Below are 21,105 nucleotides of genomic sequence, written 5' to 3'. Positions count from 1 at the left end.
TTATATGGAACTAAATTATCTCGAAATATTCGGAACAATCGTTGGCCTGGTCTACCTATGGTTAGAATACCGGGCAAGTATCTATCTGTGGATTGCAGGTATTATCATGCCTGCTATTTATATCTTTATTTACTACAAAGCAGGACTTTATGCCGATTTTGGTATAAATATATACTATTTGATTGCCGCTATTTATGGCTGGTTTTTCTGGATGTGGGGACACCGAAAAGAAAAAACAGAAACAGCTAACAAATCCACAGAATTACCCATCGTACACGCTCCATGGAAATATTATCTCCCACTGACATTGGCTTTCATTATTTCTTTTTTCGGCATTGCCTGGATACTAATTAAATATACGGATAGCAATGTCCCATGGCTGGATAGTTTCACCACTGCGTTAAGTATAGTAGGGATGTGGATGCTGGCACGTAAATACATTGAGCAATGGTTTGCCTGGATTCTTGTTGATATCGTTTGCTGTGGACTTTATATTTATAAAGATCTTTATTTCACCTCTGCATTATACGGAATTTACTCCATTATTGCTATCTTTGGCTACTTCAAATGGAAAAAACTGATGAAACAACTGCAATGATAAATGACCAATTTATACCAGAAGCTGTGGTACTTGCCAATGGTGAATATCCAACGAGTCCCCTTCCCATAAAGATATTGAAGGAAGCTAAGTTTGTAATTTGTTGCGATGGTGCTGCCAACGAATATATAGCTCAGGGACATATTCCTGATATTATCATTGGAGATGGTGATTCTCTTTCACCTGCCAATAAAGAGCGTTTTTCCTCTATCATACATCATATCTCCGATCAAGAAACAAATGACCAGACAAAAGCTGTCTATTTTCTTAAAGAAAAAGGATTTCATAAGATTGCCATTCTAGGAGCTACTGGAAAGCGAGAAGACCATACTCTTGGGAATATTAGTCTGCTTATTGATTATATGAAAAGTGATCTGGAGGTCCGGACAATCACGGATTATGGCATGTTTATTCCGGCACAGCATACACAGACTTTCACCTCACAACCAGGTCAGCAAGTTTCTATTCTTAATTTCAGTGCCAAAAACTTAAAGGGAGAAGGTTTAGTTTATCCATTAAGCGACTTCACAAATTGGTGGCAAGGCACTTTGAATGAGGCCCTAACTAATGAATTTACGATACATTGCAATGGAGATTATCTTGTTTTTCTCGCCTATCAATTTTGAAAGAGAAAATAGACTTTCCATCTACAGTAGTTTTAAAGAACTATACTATAGACATGAGCTAATCTTTTTAGACAAAAGAAAATATTATTAGGAGGTGACTTAAACTCTCTTTATACTTCATTCCTTATTGTGCTTTTGTGCATATATTTAAGATAGACTCATTTCTTCACTTCGTTTATTACATCTATCAATACCTTTCATTATCACCGAAGAGTTACAAGTGGCTTAAAATCGCGGAAAGAGAAGAAAAGGATGATTACTGTATTCCCTGAAATTTCCTTAATTATCCAGGCTTTTCAGACCATTATTATGGAATTATTTATTGTAGTTTTTTAATGTCCCAATATAAATTAACGCTTAACGTTATCGCACACGAAGAAAAAACACTATATTTGCTACCATTAAAAACAACTTATTTCGACACATTTAAAAGACAACTTATATTACTAATATCATGGAGAAATCAAGAAGAACATTTCTTAAGAAGAGCCTTGCCGGCGCTATCCTTTTGGGAACAGGCGGCATGGCTCATGCAGAATTACCGGAACCGACAAAATCAAAGGCTCCGAAGTCTGTTAATCCATTCCATTTAGGAATGGCAGGTTTTACGTTTGCTAAATTTGACTTGGATACTACCTTAAAGACTTTGGAACGTCTGGACGTGCATTATCTATGCATCAAAGATTTCCATTTGCCATTCAATAGTACCGATGAACAAATTAAAGCTTTTCACGAAAAATGTGCGACTCATAAGGTTACAGGATATGCTGTAGGGCCTATCTACATGAAAAGTGAAGCAGAAATAGATCGTGGGTTCGAATATGCCAAACGTGTTGGTGTAAAAACAATTGTGGGAGTACCTAATTATGAATTACTTCCTTATGTCGATAAAAAGGTTAAAGAATATGATTTTAATTATGCTATCCATCTGCATGGTCCCGATATTAAAATATATCCTGATGCTACAGATGTTTGGGAACATACAAAAGACTTAGATCCGCGTATTGGCATGTGTTTGGATATAGGCCACGATTTGCGTAACGGTTGTGATCCGGTTGCAGACTTAAAGAAGTATCATACTCGCGTCTTTGATATGCATATTAAAGATGTGACGGGTTCGACAAAGGCCGGACATGCCATTGAACTCGGACGTGGTAAAATAGATTTTCCTGCATTGATTAAGATGATGCGGAAAGTAAAATATACAGGAATGTGCAGTCTGGAATATGAAAAGGATATGAGTGATCCATTTATGGGTATAGCCGAATCAATCGGTTATTTCAAAGCTGTATCAGATATAGTTTGAGAAAAGACTATAATACAATAAATCACAAATTCCGGGGTTTGCGTTCGAACAGTTCGAATACAAACCTCGGAATTATTATTTATAATTCATGAATTGCATAAATGAGAATATTGCTCTACGTAACCTGCCAATAACACACTTATTCTCAACATACAATTCAACTGATTTATTAGTTTGAAATTAAGATATAACATATATTTCGAGTTCTGCCCATTGAGATTTGGACACCGAAAAGAGAGAACTACGAGTGATTTTTCTATTATCACTAGCATAAAAATCAAGGCATTTAGCTAAATTTGTGCAGTTATATAAAATAAAGCATACTTCTAATACTATGAAAATGAAAAAACTCTACTTGCTTCTTATCAATGCTTGTCTATCTTTCTCCGGACTTCAGGCAGGAGAAACCGACTACACAAAGGGACTTTCTATCTGGTTTGACGCTCCTACCCCCTTGCAAGGATATGCCATTTGGTATAATGGAAGACCGGACATACCGAGAACGCAAGATGAACTGGAAGCGGCCGGGAGTACCAATTATAACCAGGACACCAATTGGGAATCAAAATCACTCCCCATCGGAAATGGCAGTATCGGAGCGAATATCTTGGGGTCCGTTGAAGCGGAACGTATTACTTTTAATGAAAAAACACTTTGGAGAGGAGGTCCCAATACATCGAAAGGAGCAGATTATTACTGGAATATCAATAAACAATCAGCTCATGTTTTAGATGAAATACGAAAAGCATTCACAGAAGGAGACCAACAGAAAGCAGAGAGGCTTACTCAACTCAATTTCAACAGTGAAGTAGCTTACGAACCTAATGGAGAAAAGCCTTATCGCTTTGGAAGTTTTACAACCATGGGAGAATTTTATGTAGAAACAGGATTGAGTACTCTTAATATGAACGGATATAAGCGTATCTTATCTTTGGATTCTGCTATGGCAGTAGTGCAGTTTAAAAAAGATAATGTAGCTTATCTACGCAGTTACTTTATCTCTTATCCAGCCAACGTAATGGTAATGCGTTTCAGCGCAGATCATCCGGGAATGCAGAACTTAGTATTCAGTTATGCTCCTAATCCTGTGTCTAAAGGAGAAATGAAGATGGACGGTCAAAACGGTTTAGTGTATACTGCTTCTTTAAATAATAATGGAATGAAATACGTAGTACGTATTCAAGCAAAAGCTAAGGGCGGAGAATTGACGAATAAGAATGGAAAGTTGATTGCTAAAGGAGCGGATGAAGTCGTGTTCTATATCACAGCGGATACTGACTACAAGGCTAATTTTAATCCGGACTTTAAAGATCCGAAGACTTATGTAGGGGGCAATCCGGCCGAAACAACACGCCAATGGATGGACAATGCTTTAAATCAAGGATACACAACTTTATTTAAGCAACACTATGATGATTATGCAGCATTATTCAACCGGGTGAAACTTAGCCTGAACCCTACTGTCAAAACGAATAATTTACCTACCGAACAGCGCTTAAAGAACTATCGACAGGGACAGCCGGATTATTATTTGGAAGCACTGTATTATCAGTTTGGACGTTACTTGCTTATTTCCAGTTCCCGTCCAGGCAATATGCCTGCCAATCTACAAGGAATCTGGCATAATAATGTAGGCGGTCCCTGGTCTGTGGATTATCATAATAATATCAATATACAGATGAATTACTGGCCTGCCTGTTCCACCAATCTAAATGAGTGTATGCTACCTTTGGTTGATTTCATCCGTACGCTAGTGAAACCGGGTGAAAAAACTGCACAAGCATATTTCGGAGCAAGAGGATGGACAGCTTCTATCTCTGCCAACATCTTTGGATTCACCACTCCACTGGAAAGTCAGAATATGTCGTGGAACTTCAATCCGATGGCAGGTCCCTGGCTGGCTACTCATATCTGGGAATATTATGACTATACGAGGGACCTGAAATTTCTGAAAGAGACAGGATATGAACTGATAAAAAGCAGTGCGGATTTTGCTGTCGATTACTTGTGGCACAAACCCGATGGTACTTATACGGCTGCTCCGTCTACTTCTCCTGAACATGGTCCCATTGATCAAGGAGCTACCTTTGTACATGCTGTGATACGTGAAATTTTATTGGATGCTATCGAAGCAAGTAAAGTGCTGGGAGTAGACAAAAAGGAACGTAAACAGTGGGAACATATACTTGCGAATCTGGTACCTTACAAAATCGGACGTTATGGGCAATTAATGGAATGGTCGGTGGATATCGACGATCCGAAAGATGACCATCGTCATGTAAATCATTTGTTTGGACTACATCCGGGACATACTATTTCACCAATTACCACTCCGGAACTGGCAAAAGCTGCTAAAGTAGTTCTGGTACATCGTGGTGATGGTGCTACAGGTTGGAGTATGGGATGGAAACTGAATCAATGGGCACGTTTACAAGATGGTAACCATGCTTATACTCTATTTGGTAACCTGCTAAAAAACGGAACATTGGATAATTTATGGGATACCCACCCTCCTTTCCAAATTGATGGAAATTTTGGAGGAACGGCGGGAATAACTGAAATGTTACTGCAAAGCCATATAGGATTTATTCAGCTTTTACCTGCTTTACCAGATGCCTGGAAAGATGGTTCTATTAGCGGTCTGTGTGCAAAAGGTAATTTTGAGATAGCTATGGTATGGGAAAATGGAAAATTGAAAGAAGCTACTATTCTATCAAAAGCCGGAGAGAACTGTACAATAAAGTATGCAGGTAAAACGCTGTCCTGGAAAACAACCAAAGGACGCAGTTATCAACTTAAATATGATGAAATAAAAGGGTTGTTCAGAATTTAATAAGATTAATAAAGAGCATTAAGCTTTTTATCATTAATATCTTATTTTCAACACATTACACACTAAGTAAAAATGAGTTGTAACAATTAAGGAGCCGCATCGTTACTTTTAAATCGTCGTTTTGCACTCCGTAAGTACTTCATTGCCTGACCATTTTCCGTTCCACTATAGTGGAACGATAGTTCTATTATAGTAGGGCGCTAGTTCCACTATAGTGGAACGAAAAATAATTAGGTAACAAGAAAAATAATTCATGCAGAGGAAAGAGTTAAATATAATATCGAAAACAATTAATTGTTGCTAGATTATATTTAGTTCATTCGCAATATGCTATTTTATCCATTTATAAACAGGAATAATGTATAAATTAAAAAAGTTTGCACTACCTATATCTATTCTAATCCAAAAGAAATAACTAAAAAGATAATACTAAAACCAAACGATCAAAACTATTTGTACTTTTTAGATATTGAATCAAATATAAAATTTGCACAATATAAATAAACAAGATACTATTCTTATAAAATCATATTATTTAATTATACACACAAAAAAATATTGGCAATAGCTTGTTTATATAAAAAATATAGTTTACCTTTATTATATATTCATTTTTTCAAAGAAAACTTAACTATAAGATCTTATGTTTTGTCTTTCAAATATTGTTTAACCATATAAAAAACAATGCTTTATGAAAACAAAAACCAAATTAAAACTATTCCCTGCATTTTTTCTATTGATCTTATTTTCTTGCAAAGACGTTGAAATAATAGAGGAACAACCCAAAGTTACACCTACGGTATCTACAACTAGGGCAGTTGACACTACTTCTGATGAATACAAACATCAAAATCAATCTAATGTTGAAAATATGCTAATGGACCAGATCATTTATCAAGACTCGGTTTATATACTGAATCTAAGTGCGGAAGAAGCTGTGGATCTGAATATTCCGGATAGCTTATATAATGTCTATACTCAATTAGTAAATGAATTAAATACACTACAATGAAAATCAAATATTCTATATTTATTCTGATTATCTTTTTTACTACGACGTTTAGCAAGTGTGAAAAAGAAGTCTATGATGCGGTGTTTAAAAATAAAAGTTTCGTGGAATGCTATATTAATGGTGAATTTGTAAGAAGTGAAGGATTGAGTAAAGCTTTTGAAGTTCCGCCGACATTTCACATGAATTATTCATATAGTTCTAAAGATGATATTTTTACTTTTAATATTAGTAAATATATGGATTCCAAAGATGGTAAACGATTTGATCTCAAAATATCTTTTGCTCAGAAAAATTTACCAATAATAGGAGAAAAGTATTACTTCAGAAAAGAAGTTGATAATACAAAGATCTATGGTTTTGAAGATGATTTTTACGTTGCAACAGTTGGAGTTGATCCTTATCTCTATCAATGTGCAGACACTTCTTTGATACCTAAAGAAATTAGAAAAAAAAGGATAACGTTAAGAACGAATACTACAACTAGTGGCTATATTGAATTTACTAAAATAGACGTCAAGAAAAACGAACTGGCGGGTTTGTTTGAGTTTGAGGCATCAGGTGTAAGCAAGGATGTACCCGAAGCTACATATAAGGCATCAGTAACTAATGGCAAATTTGAAGCTCTATTAGTAGAAAAAGATAGGACTTATTACGGAAAGGAATTCTTATTTGATACTGACATTATATATTAAATTACCACACTTATGAGAAATATTATATTTTTTATATGCTGCCTCGTATCTTTTCCGATATGGGCGCAATCGGTAGAGGATAATCCAGAAGTAAGAAGCTGGTTAGATAAAATGTTCCAACATCTTGATAAGACTAAAGTTCCCCATGGTTTATTGCGTGATTATGCTTTCGAATTGGCTGATCTGGATATATATAATGGTAAAGAACTTAATGATAGCAATTATGTAAATAAAGTCGGTTATGAGAATCTATTGAGAACTATCCGTTCTTCTGCTGTAGGAATAAAACCTTTTGATGCTGAAGAAGTATTAGCAGCACAATATGCCCTTAATGAAAAAGGTAAAGGTGTTATGGGAATTGTTCTGTATCAATATTCATATATTAAGGAAGATGCTTTAACCAATAACCTTATTAGATATGAAAATGAGCAGGTATTCGATAATGTAATCAATGGCGTTTGGCAAAATCCTTATGCTACAGGATATACATTAGGATTTTCTGTTCAAGATAGCACATTATATGGTAGTACCATTACCTATTCTTTCCCTGCTACTATTTGGAAGAGCAATATTACAGCAAGTAGTGTTGAGTTTGATGCAGATGACGGTAGAGGTTATATACTTATAACAAAAGGAGGAAGTCATTCTGTAACTTATAGTAGTGGTGGAGTCAAACATTTGAAAATGAGAGCAAAACTTTCGAATGGTTACTGTTTATATAGCCACAGCTTGGCGAAAATCATTTCTGATGCAGAAATTTCAACGAGAGCAATAAAAGATGGTGTGATAGAACCTGATGAAACGAAAGATTTTGAGGTAACCTTACCCTATAATGGTATAATAACCAAAGGACGAATCTCCTATTTATTTGCTGCAAACACCGAAAAAAAGATAAAGAAACCTTTTATTATTATGGAAGGATTTGACCCTATCGAACTTGTGAAAAAGGAAGAAGCATACCGCGGAGATATAAAATATGGGACTACCAATTTAAAAACATTTGTAACATATATGCAAGATAGATATTCTGCATACTATAAACTTACAAGTGAATACGACATTATTTATATTGATTTATTTGACTGTAAATGTAGTATTCAGGCAAATGCAAGATTGTTTGAACGTGCTATGGAAATAATAAATGAGAGGAAAATTCAAGAAGGTTGTACGGAGAAGAACATCGTTTTTGCTCAAAGTATGGGAGGCCTAATTGCTAGATATGGATTAAAGGAGATGGAGAACCAAGGCAAAATTCACGATACCTCTCTCTTGTTTTTCCAGGATACTCCGCATCTTGGTGCTCATATTCCCATAGGTATATTGCAAGGAATGAATGGCCTTTTAAGTTTTTATTATGAGAATAAAATCTTTGGGAGATTGGATTTTGGTGATGTTAAGTCGAAGTTAGCTCCGATTCTTTATAGTGATGCCGCCAAACAAATGCTTATCAATTTTGTAAATAGCAATGGCGATGTTGATAATTCAGTCCACAATGCGTGGCAGCGCGAGCTATCTCAGATAGGATATCCGCAAGGAGACAATGGTTATAAAATGAGGATTGTAAGTATTAGTAATGGACAGACTCCCGTTGTAACAGTTAGTAATCCTAAGTCTTACATTTATGTGGACGGTAATGCGTCTACATCATTTTTAGGTGAGTTTTTGCTTAAGGCTTTCACGCCTTTCATGCTAATGCCAGGCTTGATTTTTGATGATTGGAGAATATTTGTTTTAGGAGGGCTTCCGGGAAGCTCCACTCTTGATGTACATTTTGAAGCAAATTCTCCTTCTGGAACGAACCCTATCTGTTATATGCGTCTCCGTTATGTTAAGAAATTTTTGTGGATTATAAAAATAGGAAGGACTATTTTTTCATATCAAAAATCCTATCCTTCTAACATGATGCGTTATGATTATATGCCAGGCTCATACTACGCAGTACCGGGTCAGGATTCTGGGACCAAAGATGATAGTGGCGATATTATGGAGATCTTTGGAAAATACAACTTGAAAACTTCATTTAATAACAAGATGATGTTTATTCCCACAGTTAGTTCGCTAGATATTGGTGAAGGTAAAATTGATCTTATGCAAAGTGATTATGAAAAAAAATACCTGATGGATTTTCCGCCACAGGCTCCGAAACACACTCCGTTTGATGCCTTTTATATTACGGATGGTTCGACATATCATACATCATTTGAACCAACCATGCTCGATTGGTTAATGGAACAAATGAAAGTAACGATAGATGGACCACATGTAGCAATGAACGGAAGCAAGTATGGAATACGAAACAATACTAAAAATTACCAAATAAATTGGAGCAGTTCTGATGAATCCGTAGCCACAATTGATAATTCGGGAACCTTAACGATGAAAAAACATGGTGTCATTACAATAACAGCTAGTTGTGTTATTAATAATATCACAACTAAATTCTACAAAAAAATAATGGTAGGATTTCCCCCATTTGTACTAGAATGTTCTCTTGATATGGCTTATACTGTGAGTGCTAGATGCATAAACCCTGACGCAAAATCTTTCTTGAAGTATTTACTATTTGAATGGAAATTAAAAAAGATACAGGAACAAGTAGTACTGATTGGAGCCAATCTTTAAATTCAACATTCAACATTGCTCCTTTAGAAAAGTCGAATAAAATGACAGTATATATGAGAGTAATTAATGCGGAGGGAATAAAAGACGATCCGATCTATTTAAGTATAGATGCTACAACACCAATAGTATTTGAGCCGTCGGGCGTATACTATGTTTACGGTACAAGTTCTTATAGTAGCTACAGACTAACATTTCGCCCTAATCCACAATATGAAGATCAAGAAGCCTTAAATAATGACGAACAATTTCAAGTGGTAGCAGTGGAATCGAATCAAGGTAGTAGACAACCAAAACTGGGTTTTTATATAGATACGCCTAGTATAAATAGTTCAATTCATCTTGAGAATTTTTGGGCGGATAGTTATTTTGAAAATTGGTATAGAAACTGTATGACAAATAGGAGTGGGCCAAACTCTGATTTATTAGCTCAATTATATTTCAAAAACAAATTCGGTAGAATTATTGCATATAGAACTTTACGCTGCGTGTTTAGAAAGAGCTTTTAATAAATCGAAGATATTGAATAAGTCCTCATTTTGGACATATTTCTACTTTTGAGAATATTACATTCAAACTTTTTAATTGGAAGAACCCCTTATCTAACTTTGTTCCATAAATCAAACAAGGCTAAAATAAGGGGGCTTTCTTCTAAATACGACCAATATCTTTTATCAGATAGAAAGCAAATACTGCTTAAAATCCGCAAACTCCTTTTTCATCGGTAGACTCTTCTTCTCTCCTTTCATAAAAGCCTGTAATTTAGCAGGAATTTCTACAGCTTCACCAATGATACCCTCGACTGTCTCAAGGAATTTGGCAGGATGAGCTGTTTCAAGGAATACTCCTGTTTCTCCCGGTTTCAGTCCTTCTGTCAGAGCGCGATATCCGCAAGCTCCATGAGGATCGAGCAGATAATGATGTTCTTTCCAAGTAGTTTTCACAGTTTCACGAATTTGCTCATCATTGTAAGTCGTACCAGAGATTTCAGCAGTAATATCCGCATGAGAATTTCCGTATAAATCAAGAACGCGAGCAAAATTACTAGGATCACCCACATCCATTGCATTTGCAATTGTTACAACAGACGGACGAGGATTATATTCACCCGTTTGCAAATATTGATAGAAAATATCATTACGATTATTAGCAGCAATGAAGCGTTTTACAGGCAATCCCATTTTCTTGCCAAATAGACCGGCAGTGATATTACCAAAGTTTCCACTAGGCACACAAATGACAGCATTATCAGCTTTTCCGACACGTTTCAACTGAGCGTATGCATAGAAATAATAGAATGCCTGGGGCAGGAATCGGGCAACATTGATGGAGTTAGCCGAAGTTAGAGATAAATGCTCGTTCAGTTCTTTATCCATAAAAGCAGCTTTCACCAATGCTTGACAATCATCGAAGGTTCCATCTACTTCAAGAGCTGTGATATTTTGTCCTAATGTAGTAAATTGCTTTTCCTGAATCTCGCTAACTTTTCCTTTTGGATAAAGTACATATACATGAATTCCTTCTACTCCCAGAAAACCATTAGCCACAGCACTTCCCGTATCACCGGAAGTAGCAACTAATACATTCACATTTTTCTGTCCTTCTTTCCTGATAAAATAACCCAGTAAACGAGCCATGAAACGACCACCTACATCTTTGAAAGCAAGTGTCGGTCCATGAAATAATTCTAATGAGTAGATATTCTCCGTTACTTTCACTAAAGGGATATCAAAGCTCAACGTATCATATACAATTTGCTTCAAAACATCTGCCGGAATATCTTCACCAAAGAAAGCATCGGCTACCCGATAAGCGATTTCCTGAAAAGACAATGTATCAATTGTATCATAAAAGTCTTGTGGAAGAGGTTTTATAGTCATAGGCATAAAAAGTCCTCTGTCGGCAGCAAGTCCTTTCACCACAGCTTCTTGTAATGAAGCCATCGGTGCTTGTTTATTTGTACTGTAATATTTCATTATACTATATTTTAGAGTTCAACACAAATTATACAGATTTACACAGATACCAAATATCTGAAAAACAATCTACATAACCCGCTGTGAATCACTTCATAAATTCTTTTATAAACTCGTCTTCTTTCATAATCCCGTAACTACCATTACAAGCAGCCACTTCGTCAAAGGTCTCTACTTCATCAGGTTCAATTCCCGGATACCAAATAAAGAACGGGACAGGTTCAGCAGTATGAGTACGAAGTTCACAAGGAGTAGGATGATCGGGTAATACAGCAATTGCTACCGGTTCGTCCCAATCTTTTACAGCTTCATAAATAGGTCCAACAGCACGTTTATCAAGATTCTCAATCGTCAGAAGTTTTAAGTCGATATCTCCCTCATGACCAGCCTCATCGCTGGCTTCAATATGGAGATAAACAAAATCATCTGTCTTCAAAGCGTCCAATGCAGCAGCAACCTTATTCTCATAATTCGTATCATAGAGTCCGGTGGCACCTTCTACGGTAATACGACGCAGTCCGGCATAATAACCAATTCCGTTAATCAGATCCACAGCTGAGATAACAGCTCCTTTCTTTATCTGCGGAAAAGTCTCGGAAAGTTTAGACATCTGCGGACGATATCCAGGACTCCAAGGCCAGATACTGTTTGCAGGATCTTTGCCTTCTGCTATCCTTTTCTTATTCAATGGATGATCTTTCAGCAGCTCCTGAGACTTTAGAATCAAATCATTAATCAAGTCTGCTGTTTCCTTAGCCTCCGGAACCAAAGGCTTTACCATCAACGGACGAAAAGGTTTCAATGGAACATCATGTGGAGGTGTACAATCCAATTCTTTATTCCCTCCTTTAATCACTAACAAATGACGATACTGCACCCCTGTATGAAAGCACACTTTGTCATTTCCCAACTTCTCTTGCAGATATTTAATTAAGATATCCGCTTCTTCCGTAGAAATATGACCGGAAGAGTGATTCTTCAAAATATCCCCTTCCACACAAATCAGATTACAACGCATAGCCATCTCTCCCGGTTGTAGATCAATGCCAATACTAGCCGCTTCTAATGGTCCGCGACCTTCGTATACCTTCGGAAGATCATATCCCAATACAGACATATTAGCTACTTCACTACCCGGATGAAATCCTTCGGCCACAGTCATCAACCGCCCGTTTCGCCCCATTCGGGCCAATTTATCCATGTAAGGCGTCTTCGCATATTGCAGGAGCGTCTTTCCTCCTAATGACTTCACCGGCCAATCGGCCATCCCGTCACCCAATATAATAATATGTTTCACTTTTACTTAATTAAGAATGAAGAATGATGTTAGACGTTTGCGATACTCATGATATCAGCAAATACTCCGGCAGCCGTTACTCCAGCACCGGCACCGTATCCTTGAATCATCATCGGATATTCTTTATAACGTTCTGTAGTAAGCAAAATAATATTGTTACTGCCTTCCAATCCGTAGAACGGATGATTGGAGTCTACTTCCTGCAAACCGACAGAAGCTTTTCCATTCTCCAGTTTAGCTACAAAACGCCAATGTTTATGCTCTTTCTCCAAAACCTGGCGACGAGCCTCGAAATCAGCATCAAGACTTGGAACCTTCTTCCAGAAATCTTCTAACGTACCATCAAAGAAATCATTCGGAACAAAAAGATTCTTTTCAACATCTTCCTGCTCAATACGATATCCGGCTTCACGTGCCAGAATCACTAGCTTACGGATAACATCCTTACCACTTAAATCAATACGTGGATCGGGTTCAGAATATCGTTCTTCCTGTGCCATCTTTATCGTACGGCTAAAAGGAATATCAGCGCTGATTTTATTAAATATATAGTTCAATGTACCCGATAGTACAGCTTCAATTTTCAGAATCTTATCACCACTATGAATCAGGTCATTAATCGTATTAATAATCGGAAGTCCCGCGCCTACGTTTGTTTCAAACAAGTATTTTACTCCACGCTGACGAGCAATTGTTTTCAATTCACGATAATTATCGTAAGCCGAAGAAGCAGCAATCTTATTGGCAGCTACTACAGATATATTATGTTGCAGGAAGTCCTTATAGAGTGATGCAATCTCTGCACTTGCCGTACAATCTACAAATACCGAATTAAAAATATTCATACCAATCACTTCATCACGAATGCTTTGAAGATTACTATCTTCTCCTTTCTCATTCAGTATCTCACGATAATTAGCCAGGTCGAAACCGGCACGACTGAACATTGCCTTTGTAGCATCTATAATACCTACAACATGCAACTTCAATCCGTTTTCCACCATCAATTTCTCTTGCTGAGACCGTATCTGTTCCACCAAACTTCCTCCCACTGTTCCGATACCACAAATAAACAGATTGAGTACCTGATATTCGGACAAGAAGAACGAATCATGAATAACGTTCAACGATTTACGCAATGATTTTCCATCAACAACAAAAGATATATTTGTTTCTGAAGCACCTTGTGCACAAGCAATTACATTAATACCGTTACGTCCCAATGTTCCGAACAGTTTACCTGCAATACCCGGAGTGTGTTTCATATTCTCACCTACGATAGCAACTGTTGCCAAATCTCTCTCAGCAAGAATGGGTGAGATCTCACCCATTTCTATTTCCTTAGCAAACTCTTCATTCAATACTTCGCAAGCCAGATCTGCATCAGCATTACGAACACCAATAGAAGTACTATTCTCGGATGAAGCCTGTGAAACAAGGAATACACTAATACCATTCTTTGCCAAAGCCTTAAAGATACGGTAATTGACTCCGATCACACCTACCATACCGAGCCCCTGAACAGTAATCAAACTAGTATCATTGATAGAAGAAATACCTTTAATAGCTTTGCTGTGAGGATTGGATACTTCTTGTTTAATGATGGTTCCTACTCCTTCGGGATTGAAGGTATTCTTAATTAAAATAGGAATATTCTTATGGCATACCGGATAAATAGTAGGTGGATAAACTACTTTAGCACCAAAATTACAAAGCTCGGTAGCCTCTACATAACTCAATTCAGAAATTGTATAAGCAGTAGAAATGACACGCGGATCGGCAGTCATAAAGCCATCCACATCCGTCCATATCTCTAAAGCATCCGCATCAAGCGCAGCAGCTATAACAGCAGCCGTATAATCCGAACCACCACGACCAAGGTTCGTCACATCTCCCGTCATTTTATCGGATGAAATAAATCCCGGCACCAAAGCTACTTTCGGTATGGAGCGAAAAGCTTTCTTTACCAACTCATTAGTCAGATCAGCGTCGATAGTATGCTTATTATGTTTTTTTTCAGTCTTAATAAAAGTGCGTGAGTCAAACCATTCAGCTTCGTCAATCAATTCGGCAACGATGATAGAAGAGAGACGCTCACCATAACTGACAATGGTATCCGAAGTCTTCGGCGAAAGGTCCTTAATCAGATAAATCCCCTGGAAAATATCCTTTAATTCATTTAGCAACTCACCGATCTGACGTTGCAATGCCACTTGTCCTTCCCCGGCAGGAATAACCTCCTTTATCATTTCCACATGACGATAAACAATCTCACGGAATTCACCTTCATAAGCAGAATCCCCGGCTGCTGCCATCTTCGATGTATTTATCAATTTGTCAGTGATGCCTCCTAATGCGGACACAACTACGATTACCGGCTCACTTGCCGACTCAACAATTCTCTTTACGCTTAAAATGCTGTTCACGGAACCTACGGACGTTCCGCCGAATTTCATTACTTTCATGAAGATACTTATTTAAATGCAATGTCCTGTATATATCTTAAAATACAGTACGATTGGTTGTTTTACGAAAATATTATAAATTGAATTTTGCCTTTTTCCAAGGCGTGAATCACGTAGACACACAAAACTATCCTCAACCCCTAAGGGTCATGGTGCACATGCACATGGATGTGACTGTATGTGGATAGTAATTCATCATTGTCCTTTGTTCTACTATTGTTTTTGATAAGTGTCGCAAAAGTAATAATAAAAACATTCAATCTATCACATTTTTCTATATTTTTCTAATAAAAAGAATCTTTGCTCTTTCTCACTCTCTGGAGTGCCCTCGCACTTTTATGACATATTGTTATTGAATATGGATTATATTGCTATATTTGCAGAAAATATAAGCATAAAATCAACCTATGAATTCACCATATACTTCCGTATTGTTAATATACACCGGCGGCACGATTGGAATGATCGAAAACGCTCAAACAGGCGCACTCGAAAACTTCAACTTCGAACAACTGCAAAAACAGATACCTGAACTACAGAAATTCAACTTCCCAATCGACACATATCAGTTTGATCCTCCTATGGATTCTTCGGATATGGAACCGGATATGTGGAGAAAATTGGTACATATTATCCAAGAGAACTACAATCGTTATCATGGCTTTGTTATTTTGCACGGCACAGATACGATGGCTTACACTGCTTCTGCATTAAGTTTTATGTTGGAAGACCTGGAAAAGCCCGTTATATTGACCGGTTCTCAACTCCCCATCGGAGTATTACGAACGGATGGAAAAGAAAACCTAATGACAAGCATTGAAATTGCAGCTGCACAAACCAAAGAAGGGAAACCTCTTGTACCAGAAGTCTGCATTTTCTTTGAAAACCATTTAATGAGAGGAAACCGTACTACAAAAATGAACGCGGAGAATTTCAATGCGTTCCGTTCGTTTAATTACCCGGTATTGGCGGAAGCAGGTATCCATATTAAATATAATAATGTGCAAATTCGTACTTATAAAGAGGAACGGAAATTAAAACCTCATTATTTACTGGATACCAATGTGGTAGTACTTAAACTTTTCCCTGGTATTCAGGAAAATGTGGTTGCTACGATTCTGGGAATTGAAGGATTGAAAGCTGTGGTACTCGAAACATACGGTTCAGGTAATGCTCCACGAAAAGAGTGGTTTATACGGCGGCTTTGCCAGGCTAGTGCACAAGGAATTGTGATAGTCAATGTAACACAGTGCAATGCCGGAATGGTAGAAATGGAGCGGTATGAAACAGGGTATCAATTGTTACAAGCAGGAGTTGTCTGTGGTTATGACAGTACAACTGAATCAGCAGTAACCAAATTAATGTTCCTGCTGGGACATGGTTATACACCGGATGAGGTACGTGACCGAATGAATCGATCAATGGCTGGAGAAATAACGATTTAACAGAAAGAAGGTCGGAGCCATCTTTATTAACCGAATAATTTTCTCTGCCAGTTTACAAACAATCAGTGAGATTTGTTTTGTGCTTTGAGGTATTTATACTTACTTTTGTCCAAAAAGCAACCTGAGTAAAGTTATTTTCTAACCTGAATTACAAAATAATGGCTAAAGAAAAGACAGTATATATATGCAGCAACTGTGGGCAAGAGTCTCCCAAATGGGTAGGAAAATGTCCATCGTGTGGAGAGTGGAACACGTATGTGGAAGAGATTGTACGAAAAGAGCCAACGAACCGACGCCCGGTTTCCGGTATCGAAACTCAAAAAGCAAAACCTCTTACTCTCGGCGAAATAGAAGCAGACGATGAACCGCGTATTAATATGCACGATGATGAATTAAACCGTGTATTAGGTGGCGGACTTGTACCGGGCTCATTAGTATTGATTGGAGGCGAACCAGGAATCGGAAAATCAACTCTAGTAATGCAAACTGTCCTCCGAATGCCGGAAAGGAGGATTCTTTATATATCAGGAGAAGAAAGTGCCCGGCAATTAAAACTTCGTGCCGATCGTCTATCCGATATTTCCAGTGATTGTCTCATTGTTTGCGAGACTTCATTGGAACAGATTTATGTGCATATAAAAAACACTTCTCCGGATCTGGTCATTATAGATTCTATACAGACTATTTCAACGGAAAATATAGAATCTTCTCCCGGAAGCATTGCTCAGGTACGCGAATGCTCAGCTTCTATTCTTCGTTTTGCCAAAGAAACCCATACTCCGGTATTTTTAATCGGACATATAAATAAGGAAGGAAGTATTGCCGGACCGAAAGTGCTGGAACATATCGTAGATACTGTCCTTCAGTTCGAAGGAGACCAACATTATATGTATCGTATTCTCCGTAGCATCAAGAATCGTTTCGGAAGTACAGCGGAATTGGGTATTTACGAAATGCGTCAGGATGGTTTGCGTCAGGTTAGTAATCCTTCGGAATTATTACTAAGTCAGGATCATGAAGGGATGAGCGGTGTTGCTATTGCTTCCGCCATCGAAGGAGTCCGTCCGTTTCTGATTGAAACACAGGCTTTGGTGAGTTCGGCTGTTTATGGAAACCCTCAACGTTCGGCAACCGGCTTTGATATACGAAGAATGAATATGCTGCTGGCTGTGCTTGAGAAACGTGTCGGCTTTAAACTGGCACAAAAAGATGTTTTTCTGAATATTGCCGGAGGACTGAAAGTAAATGATCCTGCTATTGATCTGCCAGTCATCAGTGCTATTCTTTCTTCCAATATGGATGCAGCTATCGAACCGGAAGTTTGTATGGCAGGTGAAATCGGTTTGTCAGGAGAAATACGCCCGGTAAACCGAATCGAGCAACGTATCGGAGAAGCTGAGAAGCTGGGATTCAAACGATTCTTATTGCCTAAATATAATCTGCAAGGGATAGATACCCAAAAACTCAAAATAGAATTAGTGCCGGTGAGAAAAGTAGAAGAAGCTTTCCGGGCATTATTCGGATAAAATTAAATAAGCTAGAAATCGTAATCATATAATAAATCGACTATTAATGATCCAAGAATATCAACTCCGCATTCTCCCCGAAATTGCAGCTGACGAACAACTATTAAAAGAATATCTTGTGAAAGAGAAGGGGCTGAATCTCCGTAACATTACTGCTACCCGTATATTAAAACGTAGCATTGATGCTCGCCAACGTACTATTTTTGTCAATCTGAAAGTCCGCATCTACCTCAATGAGATACCTACAGACGATGAATATGAACATACTATATATAATAATGTAGAAGGGAAGCCACAAGTAATCGTAGTCGGTGCAGGTCCCGGAGGATTATTTGCAGCATTACGTCTTATTGAACTCGGAATGCGACCGGTAATTGTGGAACGTGGAAAAGATGTACGTGAACGGAAAAAAGATCTGGCGCAAATCAGCCGGGAACACCTGATAAATCCTGAGTCCAATTATAGTTTTGGAGAAGGAGGTGCGGGAGCTTATTCAGATGGTAAACTCTATACCCGAAGCAAGAAAAGAGGAAATGTTGATAAAATTCTGAATGTATTCTGTCAGCATGGAGCTGCTACTGCTATATTAGTGGATGCACACCCACACATAGGGACAGATAAACTCCCACGTGTCATTGAGAACATGAGAAATACAATTATCGAATGCGGCGGTGAGGTACATTTTCAGACACGAATGGATGCTTTAATTATTGAGAATAACGAAGTTAAAGGAATAGAGACAAATACAGGAAAAACATTTTTAGGACCAGTAATACTGGCAACAGGACATTCTGCAAGAGATGTATACCGTTGGTTAGCAGCAAATAGTGTGACTATCGAAGCAAAAGGAATTGCCGTAGGTGTTCGTTTGGAACATCCGGCTATTCTTATTGATCAGATACAGTATCACAATAAAAACGGAAGAGGGAAATATCTCCCTGCTGCCGAATATAGCTTTGTCACTCAGATAGAAGGACGTGGAGTATATAGTTTCTGTATGTGCCCCGGTGGATTCATTGTCCCCGCAGCCAGCGGACCAAAACAGGTAGTGGTAAACGGTATGTCTCCCTCTAATCGGGGTTCACGATGGAGTAACTCGGGAATGGTTGTGGAAATCCAACCGCAAGAGGTGGCAAATGAAGAATTAAGAATGAAGAATGAAGAATTGGCTGCACAACAGGATGAGCAGTTGCTTGCTTTTAATCCGGCTCTTACAAAGGCACAACTTTCAACTATTAATTCTCAGATTCTTCCGGTTTTGCATTTTCAGGAAGAATTGGAGCGGCAATGTTGGTTGCAAGGAGGCAGACGGCAAACAGCACCGGCACAACGAATGTTGGATTTCACTCGTAAGAAGTTAAGTTATGATTTGCCGGAGTCTTCTTACAGTCCGGGATTGATCTCTTCTCCACTTCATTTCTGGATGCCTGAGTTTATTAGCAAGCGATTGTCACTTGGATTTCAGCAATTTGGTAAAAGTTGTCATGGATTCCTTACGAACGAAGCTGTTATGATTGGTGTGGAAACACGTACCTCTTCTCCTGTCCGGATCGTACGGGATAAAGATACATTGCAGCACGTAACTATTCGCGGGTTATTCCCTTGTGGAGAAGGTGCCGGCTATGCAGGTGGGATTGTTTCCGCAGGAGTGGATGGGGAGAGATGCGCAGAAGCTGCCGCTCTCTATCAGGAAACTAAAATATAGCTGATTCACAATAGAAAAAACTAACAAAAAAAATAAGACATGAAACACACATTTATTTTCATTGGACTAACAGTAGGGTTACTGTTCGGAATGATGTCTTGTACATCCAAAAGCCCTGGTAGTAATACACAAACGGTTGCTATGGCTGACAATAATAATACAAATGTCGAAATTACAGAAGTAATACCGACACAAAGTGTTGATACTGTAGAAGCTACCCTTACAGATTCGATTGTGTCCACACCTACCAATTCTTTAAAGAAAAGCATTTACCGTTATGCAAAGAAAGGTCCATTTGTAGAAAATGATACCACATTTTTATATCGGTCTGCAACAAATGCTTACAATGGGTGTCCTGAATATGAAGATATCTATATTGAAAGAGATCGCCAATCGAAAAGTTACCAACAAGTACTTAATTATGCCTCTACATATCTATCAGATCATTCGGATGTAGAAGATTTTGATTATCAATTAAAATATCTCCGAGAAAAGCATCCACAAGCTTTCCCTAAGCATACATTATCCGATGACTTTCCAAAAACCTGGATTCCAATTTGCTCTTTTCAAAACACATATTATATGAATGAGTTATATGCTTATTACACTTCTTTCTTTACTGATTCCTTATATATTAAACGAGATATGGACGGTCCAGTTCCTTACATCATTCAATCATTTAAACGAGTTAGCCCAACTCACTATCTTTTTGATTTAATACGCTATGATAATCGATGTCATCTTGACTTGCAAATAATAGATGCAGAACGTAAAATAGCTATTATCACAACGGATGATCAAGAGAGTGGCAGAAAATGGCACACATTATATATAGCTAAAGATACAGCTCCTCTACTCGATGCAATATGCTGGAATTCTACTGATATGCCAGAAGATACCAATGTTGATTTTGATGAGATTGACTTCGATTCTTTATTTAAACAACAGGAACAATAACATAATATTTCAGACAATCTTATAAAACATTTGTATATAACAACTGAT

15 protein-coding genes are annotated in these 21,105 nt (G+C 37.8%); 12 read left to right on the top strand and 3 right to left on the bottom strand.

Going from position 1 to position 21,105, the window contains the following annotated elements; genetic code table 11:
* The first annotated feature begins 4 nt into the window (after positions 1 to 4).
* From pnuC to EJF25_RS25705, 8 genes are all read left to right on the top strand, one after another.
* A complete protein-coding gene (pnuC, locus tag EJF25_RS13035) occupies positions 5 to 598 on the top strand; it encodes a nicotinamide riboside transporter PnuC (protein ID WP_125041515.1) in 594 nt (197 codons plus the stop codon).
* Positions 595 to 1,224, top strand: coding sequence for a thiamine diphosphokinase (locus EJF25_RS13030; RefSeq protein WP_125041655.1), 630 nt, complete (start codon positions 595 to 597; stop codon positions 1,222 to 1,224). Before pnuC ends, EJF25_RS13030 begins: the two co-directional genes overlap by 4 nt.
* A 454-nt stretch (positions 1,225 to 1,678) precedes the next feature.
* Positions 1,679 to 2,530, top strand: coding sequence for a sugar phosphate isomerase/epimerase family protein (locus EJF25_RS13025; RefSeq protein ID WP_125041514.1), 852 nt, complete (start codon positions 1,679 to 1,681; stop codon positions 2,528 to 2,530).
* 340 nt (positions 2,531 to 2,870) lie between these two features.
* Positions 2,871 to 5,363, top strand: coding sequence for a glycosyl hydrolase family 95 catalytic domain-containing protein (locus EJF25_RS13020; RefSeq protein ID WP_125041513.1), 2,493 nt, complete (start codon positions 2,871 to 2,873; stop codon positions 5,361 to 5,363).
* A gap of 691 nt (positions 5,364 to 6,054) precedes the next feature.
* Entirely contained in the window at positions 6,055 to 6,375 is a 321-nt protein-coding gene (locus EJF25_RS13015; protein WP_125041512.1) for a hypothetical protein, read from the top strand.
* On the top strand, positions 6,372 to 7,067 hold the full coding sequence (locus tag EJF25_RS13010) for a hypothetical protein (RefSeq protein WP_125041511.1): 696 nt from the start codon (positions 6,372 to 6,374) through the stop codon (positions 7,065 to 7,067). The genes EJF25_RS13015 and EJF25_RS13010 overlap by 4 nt, the downstream gene beginning before the upstream one ends.
* A gap of 12 nt (positions 7,068 to 7,079) precedes the next feature.
* Positions 7,080 to 9,689, top strand: coding sequence for an Ig-like domain-containing protein (locus tag EJF25_RS25710; protein WP_235016811.1), 2,610 nt, complete (start codon positions 7,080 to 7,082; stop codon positions 9,687 to 9,689).
* Positions 9,635 to 10,195 carry a hypothetical protein gene (locus EJF25_RS25705; protein WP_235016810.1) on the top strand — a complete coding sequence of 187 codons (561 nt, stop codon included), beginning with the start codon at positions 9,635 to 9,637 and terminating at the stop codon, positions 10,193 to 10,195. The genes EJF25_RS25710 and EJF25_RS25705 overlap by 55 nt, the downstream gene beginning before the upstream one ends.
* A 165-nt stretch (positions 10,196 to 10,360) precedes the next feature.
* On the opposite strand, the gene thrC is transcribed toward EJF25_RS25705, so the two are convergent.
* From thrC to thrA, 3 genes are all read right to left on the bottom strand, one after another.
* Complete coding sequence (gene thrC / locus EJF25_RS12995; RefSeq protein ID WP_125041510.1) at positions 10,361 to 11,662, bottom strand: threonine synthase; 1,302 nt, start codon at positions 11,660 to 11,662, stop codon at positions 10,361 to 10,363.
* Positions 11,663 to 11,750: 88 nt separating this feature from the next.
* On the bottom strand, positions 11,751 to 12,959 hold the full coding sequence (locus EJF25_RS12990) for a cofactor-independent phosphoglycerate mutase (RefSeq protein WP_125041509.1): 1,209 nt from the start codon (positions 12,957 to 12,959) through the stop codon (positions 11,751 to 11,753).
* Between the two features lie 29 nt (positions 12,960 to 12,988).
* Positions 12,989 to 15,424, bottom strand: coding sequence for a bifunctional aspartate kinase/homoserine dehydrogenase I (gene thrA, locus EJF25_RS12985; RefSeq protein ID WP_125041508.1), 2,436 nt, complete (start codon positions 15,422 to 15,424; stop codon positions 12,989 to 12,991).
* Between the two features lie 407 nt (positions 15,425 to 15,831).
* Between thrA and EJF25_RS12975 the strand changes: the two genes are divergently transcribed.
* From EJF25_RS12975 to EJF25_RS12960, 4 genes are all read left to right on the top strand, one after another.
* Entirely contained in the window at positions 15,832 to 16,869 is a 1,038-nt protein-coding gene (locus EJF25_RS12975; protein ID WP_125041507.1) for an asparaginase, read from the top strand.
* A 158-nt stretch (positions 16,870 to 17,027) separates the two neighbouring features.
* On the top strand, positions 17,028 to 18,395 hold the full coding sequence (gene radA, locus EJF25_RS12970; protein ID WP_125041506.1) for a DNA repair protein RadA: 1,368 nt from the start codon (positions 17,028 to 17,030) through the stop codon (positions 18,393 to 18,395).
* A 46-nt stretch (positions 18,396 to 18,441) separates the two neighbouring features.
* A complete protein-coding gene (locus EJF25_RS12965) occupies positions 18,442 to 20,100 on the top strand; it encodes an NAD(P)/FAD-dependent oxidoreductase (RefSeq protein WP_125041505.1) in 1,659 nt (552 codons plus the stop codon).
* A 39-nt stretch (positions 20,101 to 20,139) separates the two neighbouring features.
* On the top strand, positions 20,140 to 21,057 hold the full coding sequence (locus tag EJF25_RS12960) for a hypothetical protein (protein WP_125041504.1): 918 nt from the start codon (positions 20,140 to 20,142) through the stop codon (positions 21,055 to 21,057).
* Positions 21,058 to 21,105 lie beyond the last annotated feature (48 nt).

The sequence above is a fragment of the Bacteroides faecalis genome (assembly GCF_003865075.1).
In the GTDB taxonomy this organism is placed as follows: domain Bacteria; phylum Bacteroidota; class Bacteroidia; order Bacteroidales; family Bacteroidaceae; genus Bacteroides; species Bacteroides faecalis.
Note: the sequence above shows the minus strand (reverse complement) of the source record. Positions and strands in the feature narration are given on the sequence as shown.

What these genes read in the sequence shown, in the direction of transcription:
- pnuC (WP_125041515.1), top strand. Translation starts at nt 5, where the DNA reads ATGGAACTAAATTATCTCGAAATATTCGGAACAATCGTTGGCCTGGTC.
- EJF25_RS13030 (WP_125041655.1), top strand. Translation starts at nt 595, where the DNA reads ATGATAAATGACCAATTTATACCAGAAGCTGTGGTACTTGCCAATGGT.
- EJF25_RS13025 (WP_125041514.1), top strand. Translation starts at nt 1,679, where the DNA reads ATGGAGAAATCAAGAAGAACATTTCTTAAGAAGAGCCTTGCCGGCGCT.
- EJF25_RS13020 (WP_125041513.1), top strand. Translation starts at nt 2,871, where the DNA reads ATGAAAAAACTCTACTTGCTTCTTATCAATGCTTGTCTATCTTTCTCC.
- EJF25_RS13015 (WP_125041512.1), top strand. Translation starts at nt 6,055, where the DNA reads ATGAAAACAAAAACCAAATTAAAACTATTCCCTGCATTTTTTCTATTG.
- EJF25_RS13010 (WP_125041511.1), top strand. Translation starts at nt 6,372, where the DNA reads ATGAAAATCAAATATTCTATATTTATTCTGATTATCTTTTTTACTACG.
- EJF25_RS25710 (WP_235016811.1), top strand. Translation starts at nt 7,080, where the DNA reads ATGAGAAATATTATATTTTTTATATGCTGCCTCGTATCTTTTCCGATA.
- EJF25_RS25705 (WP_235016810.1), top strand. Translation starts at nt 9,635, where the DNA reads ATGGAAATTAAAAAAGATACAGGAACAAGTAGTACTGATTGGAGCCAA.
- thrC (WP_125041510.1), bottom strand. Translation starts at nt 11,662, where the DNA reads ATGAAATATTACAGTACAAATAAACAAGCACCGATGGCTTCATTACAA.
- thrA (WP_125041508.1), bottom strand. Translation starts at nt 15,424, where the DNA reads ATGAAAGTAATGAAATTCGGCGGAACGTCCGTAGGTTCCGTGAACAGC.
- EJF25_RS12975 (WP_125041507.1), top strand. Translation starts at nt 15,832, where the DNA reads ATGAATTCACCATATACTTCCGTATTGTTAATATACACCGGCGGCACG.
- radA (WP_125041506.1), top strand. Translation starts at nt 17,028, where the DNA reads ATGGCTAAAGAAAAGACAGTATATATATGCAGCAACTGTGGGCAAGAG.
- EJF25_RS12965 (WP_125041505.1), top strand. Translation starts at nt 18,442, where the DNA reads ATGATCCAAGAATATCAACTCCGCATTCTCCCCGAAATTGCAGCTGAC.
- EJF25_RS12960 (WP_125041504.1), top strand. Translation starts at nt 20,140, where the DNA reads ATGAAACACACATTTATTTTCATTGGACTAACAGTAGGGTTACTGTTC.